Source organism: Streptomyces sp. JLBG701 (genome assembly GCF_058544905.1).
On record NZ_CM178588.1, the window covers coordinates 3,071,287 to 3,086,658 of the forward strand.

At 69.3% G+C, this 15,372-nt stretch carries 13 protein-coding genes; 3 read left to right on the plus strand and 10 right to left on the minus strand.

Annotation, left to right across the window (positions count from 1 at the left end; genetic code table 11):
* Positions 1 to 51 precede the first annotated feature (51 nt).
* Entirely contained in the window at positions 52 to 1,710 is a 1,659-nt protein-coding gene (locus tag AC5DRG_RS14050; RefSeq protein WP_491810735.1) for an alkaline phosphatase D family protein, read from the plus strand.
* A 20-nt stretch (positions 1,711 to 1,730) separates the two neighbouring features.
* On the opposite strand, the gene AC5DRG_RS14055 is transcribed toward AC5DRG_RS14050, so the two are convergent.
* Positions 1,731 to 2,300 carry a dienelactone hydrolase family protein gene (locus AC5DRG_RS14055; RefSeq protein WP_491810737.1) on the minus strand — a complete coding sequence of 190 codons (570 nt, stop codon included), beginning with the start codon at positions 2,298 to 2,300 and terminating at the stop codon, positions 1,731 to 1,733.
* A 100-nt stretch (positions 2,301 to 2,400) separates the two neighbouring features.
* Between AC5DRG_RS14055 and AC5DRG_RS14060 the strand changes: the two genes are divergently transcribed.
* Entirely contained in the window at positions 2,401 to 3,507 is a 1,107-nt protein-coding gene (locus AC5DRG_RS14060; protein ID WP_491813034.1) for a mechanosensitive ion channel family protein, read from the plus strand.
* Between the two features lie 128 nt (positions 3,508 to 3,635).
* Here the strand turns inward: AC5DRG_RS14060 and AC5DRG_RS14065 are convergent, their stop codons facing one another.
* From AC5DRG_RS14065 to AC5DRG_RS14085, 5 genes are all read right to left on the minus strand, one after another.
* Positions 3,636 to 5,222, minus strand: a complete 1,587-nt coding sequence (locus AC5DRG_RS14065; RefSeq protein WP_491810739.1) for a Na+/H+ antiporter — start codon at positions 5,220 to 5,222, stop codon at positions 3,636 to 3,638.
* A gap of 90 nt (positions 5,223 to 5,312) precedes the next feature.
* Positions 5,313 to 5,780, minus strand: coding sequence for a GNAT family N-acetyltransferase (locus AC5DRG_RS14070; protein WP_491810740.1), 468 nt, complete (start codon positions 5,778 to 5,780; stop codon positions 5,313 to 5,315).
* The gene (locus tag AC5DRG_RS14075) at positions 5,777 to 6,721 is read right to left on the minus strand and encodes an RluA family pseudouridine synthase (protein ID WP_491810742.1); all 945 of its coding nucleotides are present in this window, start codon (positions 6,719 to 6,721) and stop codon (positions 5,777 to 5,779) included. The genes AC5DRG_RS14070 and AC5DRG_RS14075 overlap by 4 nt, the downstream gene beginning before the upstream one ends.
* Before the next feature lie 61 nt (positions 6,722 to 6,782).
* Positions 6,783 to 7,355 (minus strand): signal peptidase II, encoded by a 573-nt coding sequence (gene lspA / locus AC5DRG_RS14080; protein ID WP_491810743.1) that lies wholly within the window; start codon positions 7,353 to 7,355, stop codon positions 6,783 to 6,785.
* 60 nt (positions 7,356 to 7,415) lie between these two features.
* Entirely contained in the window at positions 7,416 to 8,375 is a 960-nt protein-coding gene (locus AC5DRG_RS14085) for a TraR/DksA family transcriptional regulator (RefSeq protein ID WP_491810745.1), read from the minus strand.
* Between the two features lie 604 nt (positions 8,376 to 8,979).
* On the opposite strand from AC5DRG_RS14085, the gene ileS reads away from it, so the two are divergent.
* Positions 8,980 to 12,126, plus strand: coding sequence for an isoleucine--tRNA ligase (ileS, locus tag AC5DRG_RS14090; RefSeq protein WP_491810746.1), 3,147 nt, complete (start codon positions 8,980 to 8,982; stop codon positions 12,124 to 12,126).
* 159 nt (positions 12,127 to 12,285) lie between these two features.
* On the opposite strand, the gene AC5DRG_RS14095 is transcribed toward ileS, so the two are convergent.
* The 4 genes from AC5DRG_RS14095 to AC5DRG_RS14110 form a co-directional block, all read right to left on the minus strand.
* Entirely contained in the window at positions 12,286 to 13,473 is a 1,188-nt protein-coding gene (locus tag AC5DRG_RS14095; RefSeq protein WP_491810748.1) for a DivIVA domain-containing protein, read from the minus strand.
* A 46-nt stretch (positions 13,474 to 13,519) separates the two neighbouring features.
* Positions 13,520 to 13,804, minus strand: a complete 285-nt coding sequence (locus AC5DRG_RS14100; RefSeq protein ID WP_030596379.1) for a YggT family protein — start codon at positions 13,802 to 13,804, stop codon at positions 13,520 to 13,522.
* A gap of 72 nt (positions 13,805 to 13,876) precedes the next feature.
* Complete coding sequence (locus AC5DRG_RS14105) at positions 13,877 to 14,518, minus strand: cell division protein SepF (protein WP_491810751.1); 642 nt, start codon at positions 14,516 to 14,518, stop codon at positions 13,877 to 13,879.
* Between the two features lie 129 nt (positions 14,519 to 14,647).
* A complete protein-coding gene (locus tag AC5DRG_RS14110; protein ID WP_491810753.1) occupies positions 14,648 to 15,367 on the minus strand; it encodes a YggS family pyridoxal phosphate-dependent enzyme in 720 nt (239 codons plus the stop codon).
* Positions 15,368 to 15,372: the final 5 nt, after the last annotated feature.

Here is a 15,372-nt window from a genome sequence, read left to right on the forward strand (position 1 = left end):
TTTTACGCGTTCGCCCGCTCTTGGTCATACTGGTCAGTAACCTAAGCGCTCGTGACCAGTGACTTCAAAGCACCCGCGAGCGCCAACTGGCGCACACCGCACCGCCGTACGGTCGTCAAAGCCGCGGCCGCCACCGCCGTTCTGGCCGGCCCGCTCGTCGCCGCGATACCGGCCCGCGCCGCCGAGGCGCCCGCCTTCCTGCACGGTGTCGCCTCCGGCGACCCGCTGCCGGACGGCATCCTGCTGTGGACCCGCGTGACGCCCACCGCCGAGGCGGTGCCCGGTTCCGGGCTCGGCCCGAATACCGAGGTCAGCTGGACCGTCGCCAAGGACAAGACGTTCGGCACCGTCGTCGCCAAGGGCTCCCTCACGGCGACCGCCGCCTCCGACCACACCGTCAAGGCGGACATCCGCGGCCTGGAGCCTGCCACCGACTACTGGTTCCGCTTCTCCGCCGGCGGCACCGACTCCCCCGCCGCCCGCACCCGCACCGCGCCCGCCACCGACGCGGCCGTGTCGGGCCTGCGCTTCGGCGTGGTCTCCTGCGCCAACTGGGAGGCCGGCTACTTCTCCTCGTACCGTCATCTCGCGGCCCGCGGCGACCTGGACGCCTGGCTGCACCTCGGCGACTACATCTACGAGTACGGCACCGGCGAGTACGGGACGCGGAACACGGTCGTACGACAGCACGCGCCGACCCACGAGATCCTCACGCTCGCCGACTACCGCACCCGGCACGGCAAGTACAAGACCGACCCGGACCTGCAGTCCCTGCACGCGACGGCTCCCGTCGTCGCGATCTGGGACGACCACGAGTTCGCCAACGACACCTGGTCCGGCGGCGCCGAGAACCACACCGAGGGGACCGAGGGCACCTGGGCCGCGCGCCAGGCGGCCGCGAAGCAGGCGTACTTCGAGTGGATGCCGGTCCGCACCGCGATCGCCGGCACCACCTACCGCCGGCTGCGCTTCGGCAAGCTCGCCGACCTCTCCCTGCTCGACCTGCGGTCCTTCCGCTCGCAGCAGGTCTCCACCGGCAGCGGCGACGTCGACGACCCGGACCGTACGATCACGGGTCGCGCCCAACTCGACTGGCTGAAGTCGGGACTCAAGGCGTCCGACACCACCTGGCGGCTGGTCGGCAACTCGGTGATGATCTCGCCGTTCGCGGTGGGCTCGCTCTCGGCGGACCTGCTGAAGCCGCTCGCCAAGCTGCTGGGTCTGCCGCAGGAGGGCCTGGCCCTCAACACCGACCAGTGGGACGGCTACACGGACGACCGCCGCGAACTCCTCGCCCACCTGCGCTCGAACGCCATCCGCAACACGGTCTTCCTCACCGGCGACATCCACATGGCGTGGGCCAACGACGTGCCCGTGGACGCCGGCACCTACCCGCTGTCCGCCTCGGCCGCCACGGAGTTCGTCGTCACGTCGGTCACCTCGGACAACCTCGACGACCTCGCGGGCTTCCCCGAGGGCACCCTCACCGCGATCGCCTCGCCGATCATCCGCGCCGCCAACCGGCACGTCCACTGGGTCGACACCGACCGCCACGGCTACGGCGTCCTGGACATCACCGCCGCCCGCGCACAGATGGACTACTACGTCCTGTCCGACCGCACGAAGGCGAACGCGACCTCGACCTGGTGGCGTTCGTACCGCACCCGCACCGGCACCCAGACCGTCGAGCGGACGTACGACCCCGTGTAGCCGCCGCTCATCGACCGGCCCTACAGACTGTCGAGGAAGCCGAGCGCCACCCGCCAGGTGGCCTCGGCGGCCTCCTCGTCGTAGTCCGGCAGGTCCGGGTCGGTGTACAGGTGGCCGGCCCCGGCGTATCTGTAGATCTCCACGTCCGCCCCGGCCTTGCCCATCTGGAGATACCAGGCGCCCAGCCAGTCGTCGGTCTCGAACGGGTCCGGCTCCGCCACGTGCAGCTGGACCGGCAGTTCGTCCACCGAGGCGCTCTCCGCGATGTCCGACGTGCCGTGCAGCAGGAGCAGCCCGCGGGCCTTCTCGTCGCCGAGCGCGAGGGTCTGCGCGGTCGCGGCTCCGAAGGAGAACCCGGCGTACACCAACCCCCGCTCGGAATACGGCGCGGCGGCCAGCACGGCCCGCTTGAGCAGCTCGTCCTTGCCGACCTGGTCCTTGAAGGCCATGCCCTCCTCGACCGTCTCGAACGTACGCCCCTCGAAGAGGTCCGGCGTCCACACCTCGTGCCCGGCGGCACGAAGCCGGTCCGTGGCTTGGCGCACCGCCGGCCTGAGGCCATAAGTCGAGTGAAAGAGCATGATGTTCATGAGCCCATGGTGCCAGCCGGGTACGACAACGCCCGCGCGGCTCCATACCGGGGCCGCATGTTCAGGACCCCCTTCGGCCGGTTAGGTTCGGGGCATGGAGATGGAGAACATACTCCGACCGCTGATCGTCGTGGGCGGCTCAGTCGTGCTCACGCTGCTCATCGGCTGGGCCACGGACCGTCTGCTGCGCAAGGCCGACAGCCGGGACAACGAGAACCCGCTGTGGGGTCTGCTGCGCCGCGCCCGAGTCCCGTACCAGCTGGTCCTGTTCGCGGCCATGCTCAGAGGCTCGTACGACACGGCGAAACTGCTGCAGGACTACCGGATCGGACTCGGACAGGCCCTCACGCTGATCCTGATCGGGTCGGCCGCCTGGCTGGTGGTCCGGATCGCGGCGGCGATCGTCGAGACCTCCTACACCCGCTACGCGCGCGTGCACCCCGATCCGGCCCGGGTCCGCCGCGTCCGTACCCAGGTGTCGCTGATCACGCGGGTGGTGGCGGCGATCGTCGGTGTGATGGCCGCCGCCGCGATGCTGCTGACGTTCCCGGCGATGCGGGCGGCCGGCGCCTCGCTGCTGGCCTCGGCCGGCATCCTGGGCATCGTCGCCGGCGTCGCCGCCCAGTCCACGCTCAGCAACATGTTCGCCGGGCTGCAGATCGCCTTCGGCGACATGGTGCGCATCGGTGACACGGTGGTGGTGGACGGCGAGTGGGGCACAGTCGACGAGATCACCCTCACCTTCCTGACGGTCCGTACCTGGGACGAGCGCCGCATCACGATGCCCGTCTCGTACTTCACGTCCAAGCCCTTCGAGAACTGGTCGCGCGGCGGCGCCCAGATGACCGGCATCGTCTACTGGCAGCTCGACCACTCGGCACCGATCGAGGCGATGCGCGTAAGGCTCCGCGACATCCTGCGCGACTGCGAGGCCTGGGACGGCCGAGCCTGCGACCTGTCGGTCACGGACGCCACCGCGAGCACCATCGAGGTACGGGCCCTGGTGACCGCGAAGGACGCGGACGACATCTGGAAGGTACGCGTAACGGTCCGCGAGCGAATGATCCGCTGGCTGACGGAGACACACCCGTACGCACTCCCCCGTGTGAACACGGCGGACGCGACCCTCCCCCCGGGCCGCACGCCCCCGGACGGCGAGGTGACAAGGCGCCGAGCACACGAAACGCCGAGAACGGGCCGAGGCTAAGGCGGCGCCCCACTCAGGGTCAGCCGCCAACGACGAGAACCCCCACGGGAGACGCCCCCTCTCCATCCAACTGGAAACGGGTGGTGCGCGGGTGGGAGACATCTGCAACGCGCACCCCCACCGACCCGTCACCGCAAACTACGCACGTCCAAATGCCGAAGCACCCGATCCACCACCTCCGGATCCGCCCCCGCTTCACTCCGCGCCGCCAACACCTCATGCCGAGCCGCGCTCAACATCTCCCCCTGAATCCGCCGAACCCGCTTAAGCCGCCGCACCCGCTGCTCCTGCGCCGCCCGCCGCTCCTCACCCCCCACCCCCGGATTGATCCGCGCCCCGATGTCATAGGCACGCCGCAACATCTGCTCGGACAACTCCTCCGGCAACTCCTCCACGGCCTCGATCTCCTTCAGCCGCCTCTTCGCAGCCTTGGCCGCCCGAACGGCAAGCTCCCTCTCGAACGCCTCCTCCCGCTCCGTATCGGCCCGCACCCCCAACCGTTTCACCAGCCAAGGCAACGTCAGCCCCTGCAACACGAGCGTCGCCATGATGACCCCGAACGCGATGAACACGATCTCGTCCCGGTCCGGAAACGCCGACCCGTCATCGGTCTTCAACGGCACGGCCAACGCCAGCGCCACCGAGGCCACCCCCCGCATCCCCGACCACCACATGACGACGGTCTCCCGCCAACTGGTCGGAATGTCCTCGTCGTAGTCCCGCCGGGCATGCAACCGTTTGGTGAGCCAGGTGGCAGGCAGCAGCCAAGCGAGCCGTACGAACACCACCACCCCCACGACCGCCCCGGCCCACCCGAGCATCTCGCCCCACCGCCCGGACGCCGTACGGATCGCGTTGTGCAGCTCAAGGCCGATCAGCCCGAACGCCACCCCCGTGACCAGCGTGTCGACGATGTCCCAGAACGTGTGCCCGGCCAGCCGGGTCAGCACGTCGTCGGCGTCGGTGGCGTACTCGGCGAGGAACAACGCGGTGGTGAGCACCGCGAGCACCCCGGATCCGTGCAACTGCTCGGCCAGGACGTACGAGGCGAACGGCACCAGCAGCGTCAGCCCGATCTGCAGGGTCGCGTCCCCGAGCAGATCCATCAGCTTGTTGGCGCCCCACCCCAGCACGATCCCCACGACGACCGCGACCACCGCGGACAGCACCAGATCGAACCCGGCACTCCACGGCGAGAAGCTCCCGGTCACCACGGCGGCGATCGCGACGTTATACAGCACGATGGCCGTCACGTCGTTGAACAGCCCCTCGCCCGCCAGAATGGACACCAGCCGCCGCGGCAGCCCCAGTTGGCCGGCCACGGCGGTCGCGGCGACCGGATCGGGCGGCGCGACCAGCGCACCTAGCGCGACGGCTGCGGCGACGGGCAGCCCGGGCACGATCGCGTTCGCGACGACGGCCACGCACACGGTCGTGACGAACACCAGCGCCACGGCGAGCAGGAAGATCGGCCGCAGATTGGCCGTGAACTGCCGCCAGGAGGTGCGTCGTACGGCCGCGTACAGCAGGGGTGGCAGCAGCAGGGGCAGGATCAGATCCGGGGGGATGTCGACGTTCGGCACGAAGTCGAGCACCGCGAGGACGATCCCGAGGAGCGTCATCAGCACCGGCGCCGGCAGCCCCAGCCGGTCCCCCACCGGGACACTGAGCACGGCCCCGACCAACAGCACGAACAACAGGGCCAACTGATCCACGGTCAGCGCTCCGGTGAGATCTAGGCGTTCACACAGCGGATCTCAAGCCTGCCATGTCACGCATCTCACCAGCCCGTTCGAAGCTCTCGGCTACAGAGCGCGCCGCATCGCCCGGTGCGGGATCCCGGCGTCCTGGAACTCCGGCCCGTACGCCTCGTACCCCAGCCGCTCGTAGAACCCCAGCGCATGCGTCTGCGCGTGCAGATCCACCGCGGCGAGCCCACGCGTGCGTGCCGCGTCCTCGATCGCCCGCACCAGCGCGACGCCGACGCCGAGCCCGCGCGCCTCCCGCGTCACGGCGAGCCGCCCGAGGGACCCGACGGCGAGGTCACCGCCGGTCTTCGCCGCGGCCGCCGGCCCGTACAGCAGCCGCCCGGTTCCCAGGGGCACCCCGTCGTCCCGTACCGCCAGCACATGCAGGGCGTCGGGGTCGTAGGCGTCGTACTCGATGTCCTCGGAGACGCCCTGCTCGACGACGAAGACCTCCTTGCGCACCGCGAAGCACGCCTCGCGGTCGGCGGCGTCCTCGGCGACCCGCAGCACGTAGGAGGGGCTCATGCGTAGCTTTCCTCCCGCACCTTGTCCAGCGCCTGCTGGAGGTCCTCGGGGTAGTCGCTCTCGAACTCCACCCACTGCCCGTCACCGGGGTGCTCGAAGCCGAGCCGCACGGCGTGCAGCCACTGCCGGGTGAGTCCGAGCCGCTTGGCGAGTGTGGGATCGGCGCCGTACGTCAGGTCGCCCACGCAGGGGTGCCGGTGGGCCGCCATGTGGACGCGGATCTGGTGGGTGCGCCCGGTCTCCAGCTTGATGTCGAGCAGCGAGGCCGCGCGGAACGCCTCAATCAGGTCGTAGTGCGTGACGGACGGCTTGCCCTCGGCCGTCACCGCCCACTTGTAGTCGTGGTTCGGGTGCCGTCCGATGGGCGCGTCGATGGTGCCGCTCATCGGGTCCGGGTGTCCCTGGACCAGCGCGTTGTAGCGCTTGTCGACGGTGCGCTCCTTGAACTGGCGCTTCAGCGAGGTGTAGGCACGCTCCGACTTGGCCACGACCATCAGCCCGGAGGTGCCGACATCCAGCCGGTGCACGATGCCCTGGCGCTCCGCGGCACCCGAGGTCGAGATCCGGTACCCGGCCGCCGCGAGCCCGCCGATCACCGTCGTACCGCTCCAGCCGGGGCTCGGGTGGGCGGCCACACCGACCGGCTTGACGATCACGACGATGTCGTCGTCGTCGTGCACGATCTCCATGCCCTCGACCGGCTCGGCGACGATCTGCACCGGCGCGGGCGCCTGCGGCATCTCGACTTCCAGCCAGGCCCCGCCGTGCACCCGCTCGGACTTGCCGACCACCGAGCCGTCGACCGTGACCTTCCCCGCGGCGGCCAGCTCGGCGGCCTTCGTACGGGAGAAGCCGAACATGCGGGAGATGGCGGCGTCGACGCGCTCGCCCTCCAGGCCGTCGGGCACGGGCAGGTTGCGGATCTCGGGAACGGTGCTCACCCGTCGAGTATGCCGGACGGGTCCGACAGCCCCGACCAGAGCCGGTGGATCACGCCCCGGCTCAGTCCTTGTGGACGGTGCCGTCCGGGTCGAGCCCCCGGAACGACAGCAGCACGATCAGGATGCCGCCGCACACGATCGCCGAGTCGGCGAGGTTGAAGACCGCGAAGTGCTTGGGCGCGATGAAGTCGACGACCTCGCCCTGGAAGATCCCCGGCGAGCGGAAGATCCGGTCGGTGAGGTTGCCGAGCGCACCGCCGAGCAGCAGCCCGAGCGCGATCGCCCACGGGACGCTGTAGAGCTTGCGCGCCAGGCGGACGATGACCACGATCACGGCCGCCGCGATCACCGTGAAGATGATCGTGAAAGCCTGTCCGAAGCCGAAGGCCGCACCCGGGTTCCGGATCGCGTTGAACTCCAGCCAGTCACCGATGATCTGGATCGGGTCGTGGTGCTCCAGCTTGGCGACCACGACCATCTTGCTGACCAGGTCGAGGGCGTACGCGATCGCCGCGACCACGAACAGGACGGCGACCCGGCGCTTGCCCCTGGGCCGCTCGGCCGTACCCTCCTGGTCGGCCTTCGCCCCCTCGGGGATGTCCGGCGTACCGATGATGCGCTCCGCCTCTGCCACGTGAGTCCCTCAACCTAGGTGCCTGACTGAGGACGAGGGTAACGGGTCGGTCGGCTTCGATCAGTACCGGCGTTCCTGCTTCTGCTTGCACTCGACGCACAGCGTGGCCCGCGGGAAGGCCTGCATACGCGCCTTGCCGATGGGATTGCCGCAGTTCTCGCACAGGCCGTAGGTGCCCGCGTCCAGCTTCTCCAGGGCGTGCTCGATCTGGGTGAGCATCTCGCGCGCGTTGGCCGCGAGCGCCAGCTCGTGCTCGCGCGTGATGTTCTTGGTGCCGGTGTCGGCCTGGTCGTCGCCCGCGCCGTCCCCGGAGTCCCGCATCAGGCCGACGACGGCCGCCTCGGACGAGCTGATCTCGGCACGCAGCCGCTGTCCTTCGGACAGCAGCTCGGTGCGCGCCTCCGCGACCTCCTGCGGAGTCCAGGGGTCCTCGCCGGGGCGCACCGCGAGTTCGCCCGGCTCCGCCGCCGCGGCGAGCCGAGCCTTGGGAACGGCGGTCTTGGCCGCCGTGGCCGTGCCAGGAGTCTTCTTCGCAACCACCGTCGTGGCTCCCGTCTGCTCCGCGGCCTGCGCCGCGCCCGCCTTCTTGGCCATGCTCTTCTTGGCCGCGCCACTCTTCTTGGCCGCACGCTTGGAGGTGCCCGCCGCCACATCACCCTGCCCGGCGGCCTCCTTCGCTACGACGGTCTTCTTCGCGACCGCCTTCTTCGCAACCGCCCTCTTCGCAACCGCCTTCTTCGCTCCGGCCGCCGGTCTCTCGGGCCCAGCCGTCGCCTTCCGCGCGGCGGACTTCTTGGCAGCCGCCTTCTTGGCGGGGGCTCTCTTGGCGGGTGCCTTCTTGGCCACCGTTTTCGATGCTGCCGCCTTCTCGGCCGCGACCTTCTTCACGGGCTTCGCCCCGCCCTTGCCTGACTCGGCCTGGGCGCTCTTCTTGCCGTTCACGTCCTTGGCCGCACCGCCGGAGGCATGTGTGGCCCTGCCGGACGCCGAACGCTGTACGGCGGTCTTCTTCGCCACCATGGCCGCGGCCCCTTCACATATTGTGATCTTGCACGCGAATCGTGCTGGGACGATAAATCGACTTCCGTCCCGCGGCAACGGGGCACGCCGCCCGATCCGCCCGCCCCGCGACCCCCGCGCGACAAGCCTGCAAGCGTTGTGCCCAGCTCCCCGCCGGGTAATCCGCCGAGCGGGCCGTCCCGGAATGCGAACACCCGCACCTCGGCATTCGGGTCACCCCACCCCGCACGGAAGCCCGGCCCCGGGGTCCCTGAAATCCGGTCGGCCGCTGTCGTCCCGGCGCCGTACACTGGGCGGAGCGAGAAGCGTGGATGGGGACGAGTAGCGGCGTACGCAGCCCAGAGCGACCCGGGGACGGTGGAAGCCCGGGGGCCAGCGCGACGTGAAGATCACCCCGGAGCCGCCGGAAGAAAGCCGCAGCCGAAGGGCGACGGCGAGTAGAACCGGCATCGCGACCCCAATGAGGGGGCTCACCGGCGCACAGGACGCACCGGGGAGCCAAGGAGGGTGGTACCGCGGGAGCGCGCCGAAAGCGGCGTACGGAAAGCCGTAGCTCTCGTCCCTCCGGACGGAAGGCAGCAAGTCCGCCGGAGGAAGCCCGCTGATGACATCGCCGACGTACCGCCAGGTGCCCGCCCAGGTCGACCTGCCCGCGCTCGAGCACGCCGTGCTCGAACTCTGGCGCGAGCAGAAGATCTTCGCCAAGACCCTGGAGCAGTCCGAGGGCCGCCCCGAGTGGGTGTTCTACGAGGGCCCGCCCACCGCCAACGGCATGCCGGGCGCCCACCACATCGAGGCGCGCGTCTTCAAGGACGTCTTCCCCCGCTTCCGCACCATGCGCGGCTACCACGTGGCCCGCAAGGCCGGCTGGGACTGCCATGGCCTCCCCGTCGAGCTGGCGGTGGAGAAGGAGCTCGGCTTCAGCGGCAAGAAGGACATCGAGGCGTACGGCATCGCCGAGTTCAACGCCAAGTGCCGCGAGTCGGTGACCCGCCACACCGACGCCTTCGCCGAGCTCACGACCCGCATGGGCTACTGGACCGACCTCGACGACCCGTACCGCACGATGGACCCCGCGTACATCGAGTCGGTCTGGTGGTCGCTCAAGGAGATCTTCAACAAGGGCCTGCTGGTCCAGGACCACCGCGTCGCCCCCTGGTGCCCGCGCTGCGGCACCGGCCTCTCGGACCACGAGCTGGCGCAGGGCTACGAGACGGTCGTCGACCCGTCCGTGTACGTCCGTTTCCCCCTCACCTCCGGTCCACTCGCCGGCGAAGCCGCGCTCCTCGTCTGGACGACGACCCCCTGGACCCTGGTCTCCAACACCGCCGTCGCCGCACACCCCGACGTCACGTACGTCGTCGCGACGAAGGGCACAGACGGCGCAGAGAAGCTCGTCGTGGCCGAGCAGCTCGTCGCCAAGTCGCTCGGCGAGGGCTGGGAGACCACCGGCCAGACCTTCACCGGCGCCGAAATGGAGCGCTGGACCTATCAACGACCGTTCGAGCTCGTGGAGTTCCCGGCCGAGGCACATTTCGTCGTAAACGCCGAGTACGTCACGACCGAGGACGGTACGGGTCTGGTCCACCAGTCCCCCGCCTTCGGTGAGGAGGACCTCAAGGTCTGCCGCGCGTACGGCCTGCCCGTCGTGAACCCCGTCCGCCCCGACGGCACCTTCGAGGAGGACGTCCCGCTGGTCGGCGGCGTCTTCTTCAAGAAGGCGGACGAAAAGCTCACGGAAGACCTCCACAATCGCGGTCTCCTCTTCAAACACATCCCGTACGAGCACAGCTACCCGCACTGCTGGCGCTGCCACACCGCGCTCCTCTACTACGCGCAGCCGTCCTGGTACATCCGCACCACCGCCGTCAAGGACCGCCTCCTCCAGGAGAACGAGAAGACCAACTGGTTCCCGGAGACGGTCAAGCACGGCCGGTACGGCGACTGGCTGAACAACAACATCGACTGGGCGCTGTCCCGCAACCGCTACTGGGGCACCCCGCTGCCGATCTGGCGCTGTGAGGACAACCACCTCACGGTCGTCGGCTCCCGCGCGGAGCTCACCGAACTGACGGGCACCGACCAGTCGGAGCTCGACCCGCACCGCCCGTTCATCGACGACGTCACGTTCCCCTGCCCCCAGTGCGCGCAGCCGTCCACGCGCGTGCCGGAGGTCATCGACGCCTGGTACGACTCCGGTTCGATGCCGTTCGCGCAGTGGGGATACCCGTACAAGAACAAGGAGTTGTTCGAGAGCCGCTACCCGGCGCAGTTCATCTCCGAGGCCATCGACCAGACCCGCGGCTGGTTCTACACCCTGATGGCGGTCGGCACGCTGGTCTTCGACAAGTCGTCGTACGAGAACGTGGTGTGCCTGGGCCACATCCTCGCCGAGGACGGCCGCAAGATGTCCAAGCACCTGGGCAACACCCTGCAGCCGATCCCGCTGATGGACCAGCACGGCGCCGACGCCGTCCGCTGGTTCATGGCGGCGGGCGGCTCCCCGTGGGCGGCACGCCGCGTGGGCCACGGCACCATCCAGGAGGTCGTCCGCAAGACGCTCCTCACGTACTGGAACACGGTCGCCTTCCAGGCCCTGTACGCCCGTACGTCCAACTGGGCGCCCAGCGCGGCCGATCCGGCCCCGGCGGACCGCCCGGTCCTGGACCGCTGGCTGCTGTCCGAACTCCACGCGCTCACCGACCAGGTGACACAGGCTCTGGAGGCGTACGACACCCAGCGCGCCGGCAAGCTCCTGTCGGCGTTCGTCGACGATCTGTCCAACTGGTACGTACGGCGGTCCCGTCGCCGCTTCTGGCAGGGCGACAAGTCCGCGCTGCGCACGCTGCACGAGGTCGTCGAGACGGTCACGAAGCTGATGGCCCCGCTGACCCCGTTCATCACGGAGCGGGTCTGGCAGGACCTGGTCGTGCCCGTCACGCCGGGCGCCCCCGAGTCGGTGCACCTGGCGTCCTGGCCGGAGGCTGACCTGTCCGCGATCGAGCCGGAGCTGTCGAAGCAGATGGTGCTCGTGCGCCGTCTCGTGGAGCTGGGGCGGGCCACGCGCGCGGAGTCGGGTGTCAAGACCCGCCAGCCGCTGTCCCGCGCGCTGGTGGCGGTCGCGGGCTTCGAGACCCTGGACCGCGAGCTGCACGCGCAGATCACGGAGGAGCTGAACGTGAGCGCGCTCGCGTCCCTCTCCGAGGTGGGCGGCTCGCTGGTCGACACGACGGCGAAGGCCAACTTCCGCGCGCTGGGCAAGCGGTTCGGCAAGCGCGTACAGGACGTGGCGAAGGCCGTGGCGAACGCCGACGCGGCGGCGCTGTCCCTGGCCCTGCGCGAGGGCACGGCGTCGGTGGAGGTCGACGGCGAGACGGTCACCCTGGCTCCGGACGAGGTCATCATCACAGAGACCCCGCGCGAGGGCTGGTCGGTGGCCTCCGACTCCGGCGCGACGGTGGCACTGGACCTGGAGATCACGGAGGAGCTGCGCCAGGCGGGCCTGGCCCGTGACGCGATCCGCCTGATCCAGGAGGCCCGCAAGAACAGCGGCCTCGACGTCGCCGACCGCATCGCGCTGCGCTGGACGTCCACGGACCCGGCGGTCATCGCGGCTCTGACGGAACACGCCGGCCTGATCGCCGACGAGGTCCTCGCCACGGACTTCGAGCAGGGTGAGGCGGACGCCACATACGGCGAGCCGTTCACGGACGAGGGACTGTCCCTGACGTTCCGCCTGCGCAAGGCGTAACAGCACGCCCGAAGGCCCGGGCCCGCCAGGATTCCTGGCGGGCCCGGGCCTTCGGCGTTGTGTACGTGCGAACATCCGACGCAAAAGGGCGGGGCCCCGGATCAAAAATCCGGGGCCCCGCCCTGAACGCTGCCGACGCCTATGGCGTACTACAGGCCGTCAGTTGTCGTCCTCGTCGATGAGGAAACCGCGCATCGGCGAGGGAGCCTGGCCCATCGGGCCGGGACCCTGCGGCCGGACCGGAGCCATGGGCTGGGTCATCGCCGGGGACATCTGCTGCTGACCGCCGTAGGACGGAGCGGCCGGAGCCGGACCACCCATGGGCTGGCCACCGTACGACGGGGCGCTCGCGCCGGCCGGAGCCATCGAGGGCGCCGGGGACGGCGGCAGAGAAGCCGTGGCCGGAGTGCGCGGCGGAGCCAGCGAGTCGTCGGCCTGGGTCTCCAGCTGACGCAGCTGGGACTCCAGGTAGGACTTCAGGCGCGTGCGGTACTCGCGCTCGAAGCCACGCAGATCCTCGACCTTGCGCTCCAGCGTGGCGCGGGCGGACTCCAGGGAGCCCATCGCGACGCGGTGCTTCTCCTGCGCGTCCCGCTCCAGGGCGTCGGCCTTGGCTCGGGCGTCACGCTCAAGACCCTCGGCACGGCTGCGGGCCTCGCCGACGATCTTGTTGGCCTCGGAGCGGGCCTCGGCGATCGCCTGGTCGGCGGTCTGCTGGGCCAGCGAGAGGACACGCGCGGCGCTGTCGCCACCGGGACCCTGACCGGGGCCACCCATCTGCGGACCGTGTCCGCCCATGGGGCCGCCCATCGGGCCACCCATCTGCTGCTGCATGGGGGGCTGCCCCATCTGCTGCATCTGGCCCTGGCCCATGGGGCCCTGGCCCATCGGACCCTGGCCCATCGGGCCGGGACCCTGCTGACCACCGGGACCGGCGGGCAGCTGCGGCGCACCGCTCGGCAGCTGGGGCGGACCACCCATGGGGCCGCCCATCTGCTGCTGCGGCGGGCCCGATATGCCGGCGGGCACGGGGCCGCCAGGCCCACGCATGCCCTGCTGCGGCATACCTTGCTGAGGCATCCCCTGCTGGGGCATGCCAGGCTGCATTCCGCCCATACCGCCCTGGTCCTGCGGCTCCGGGGGCTTGCGCATGTTCTGCTGGTTCTGGGCAGCAGCACGCGTGGCCGCGGCCAGCTTGGCGCGCAGGTCCTCGTTCTCGCGGAGCAGGCGGGTCAGTTCGGCTTCGACCTCATCGAGGAAGGCATCGACCTCGTCCTCGTCATAGCCTTCTCGGAGGCGGACGGTCGTGAACTGCTTGTTCCGCACGTCCTCGGGGGTCAACGGCATCTCTTCACCTCAACGTAGTCGTCGGCATTCGGCAAGACCGTATCGTTCACAGCCGGCTCACGACGGAGATCAGGATGTAGACGATGATCATCAGTACGAAGAAGGACAGGTCGAGCGCCACGCCCCCGAGACGCAACGGCGGGATGAACCGCCGCAGAAGCTTGAGCGGTGGATCAGTGACAGTGTAAGTGGCCTCAAGAACGACCACCATTGCCTTGCCGGGTTGCCACGAGCGGGCGAACTGGAAGACATAGTCCATGACCAACCGGAAGATGAGCACGATGAGGAAACACATCAGAGCGATGTAGATCACGTCCAGAACCACGCTCATGACCTGCGCTTCCCTCTCCCCTGTTTCGTGCTGCCGGGTACTGCTCGTTACTGCTGTTTCCGGTGGTGCGTCTCAGCTCTGGTTGAAGAACCCGCCCTCTGCGATGCGGGCCTTGTCCTCCGCCGTGACATCGACGTTAGCAGGCGACAACAGAAACACCTTCTGCGTCACCCGCTCGATGCTGCCGTGAAGACCAAACACCAAACCGGCCGCAAAGTCGACAAGTCGCTTGGCGTCTGTGTCATCCATCTCAGTCAGATTCATGATCACCGGGGTGCCCTCACGGAAGTGTTCCCCGATAGTACGGGCCTCGTTGTACGTCCGTGGGTGAAGCGTGGTGATCCGGTACGGCTCTCGTTCCGACACGACCTTGGGCATGATCACCGGTGCGTTCTTCTCTAGACTTTGACGTTCTTGTGTGATGGACGACACGGGTGCGATGCGCGCCGGCCGTCCGGATTCCGCACCCAGCGAAGCGGAATGGGGCACCGGATCACGCGGCGCCGGAGGCTGCACCACTCGTACCGATTCGTCCCTTTGGAGCTGATGAGGGCTGTGCGACTGGTGCGACGGCTCGTGCCGTCGGCGGTCGCGCTCGGGCTCCGGGTCCAGTTCGGGCTCGAAGTCGTCGTCGGGGTCGAAACCCCGGCCGTCGTACCCATCGTCCTCCACGAGGCCGAGGTAGACCGCCATCTTGCGCATCGCGCCGGCCATGCTCTGAGTCCTCCGCTCTGTGGTGGATCAGCTGACGACTGCCAAGTGCCCGCGATCCACGAGGTCGTTACACCCGCCCTTCGGCGGTAATGACCATATTTTCTGCTGTGGTCCGACTTCTTGGCGACGTTACCCGAGCCTGGGGCGGACTCCGAGTACCGCACTGCCGACGCGCACATGTGTCGCTCCGGCCGCCACGGCCTGTTCGAGGTCCGCACTCATCCCTGCCGACACCATGTTCGCAGCCGGATGGGCTCGGCGCAGGTCGGTCGACAAATCCATCAACCGCTCGAACGCCGCCAGTTCACGTTCCGCGTACGGTCCGCTCAGCGGTGCGACGGTCATCAGCCCGTCGAGCCGCAGCCCCGGTGCTTCCGCGACCAGACCGGCCAACTCCCCGATTCCGCCCGGCCCCACGCCACCTCGCTCCCCTCGCGCGCCCTCCTCGGCATCCAGCGCGACCTGAACGAGGCAGCCCAGTTCACGCCCGGCCCGCACGGCCTCCGTAGAGAGTGCCGTCACCAGCCTCGAACGATCAACAGACTGCACGAGATCCGCGTAACCGACCACAGATCGAACCTTGTTGGTCTGCAACTGACCGACAAAGTGCCAAATAAGCGGCAGATCGGAGCACTCGGCGGCCTTGGGGGCCGCGTCCTGGTCCCGGTTCTCGGCGACATGGCGCACACCGAGTTCCGACAGGATCCGCACATCGCTCGCGGGGTAGGTCTTGGTGACCACGATCAGGGTCACCTCTTCGCGCTTCCGCCCGGCGGCCGCACAGGCGGCGGAGATGCGCTCCTCGACTTTCGCCAGATTCGCGGCGAGTTCGTCCCTACGGTCCGTCATGCACC

Bases quoted from the DNA above. Each gene is read 5' to 3' on its own strand.
- AC5DRG_RS14070 (WP_491810740.1), bottom strand. From the start codon at position 5,780: ATGAGCCCCTCCTACGTGCTGCGGGTCGCCGAGGACGCCGCCGACCGC.
- AC5DRG_RS14110 (WP_491810753.1), bottom strand. From the start codon at position 15,367: ATGACGGACCGTAGGGACGAACTCGCCGCGAATCTGGCGAAAGTCGAG.
- AC5DRG_RS14085 (WP_491810745.1), bottom strand. From the start codon at position 8,375: ATGGTGGCGAAGAAGACCGCCGTACAGCGTTCGGCGTCCGGCAGGGCC.
- AC5DRG_RS14095 (WP_491810748.1), bottom strand. From the start codon at position 13,473: ATGCCGTTGACCCCCGAGGACGTGCGGAACAAGCAGTTCACGACCGTC.
- ileS (WP_491810746.1), top strand. From the start codon at position 8,980: ATGACATCGCCGACGTACCGCCAGGTGCCCGCCCAGGTCGACCTGCCC.
- AC5DRG_RS14060 (WP_491813034.1), top strand. From the start codon at position 2,401: ATGGAGAACATACTCCGACCGCTGATCGTCGTGGGCGGCTCAGTCGTG.
- AC5DRG_RS14055 (WP_491810737.1), bottom strand. From the start codon at position 2,300: ATGAACATCATGCTCTTTCACTCGACTTATGGCCTCAGGCCGGCGGTG.
- AC5DRG_RS14105 (WP_491810751.1), bottom strand. From the start codon at position 14,518: ATGGCCGGCGCGATGCGCAAGATGGCGGTCTACCTCGGCCTCGTGGAG.
- AC5DRG_RS14100 (WP_030596379.1), bottom strand. From the start codon at position 13,804: ATGAGCGTGGTTCTGGACGTGATCTACATCGCTCTGATGTGTTTCCTC.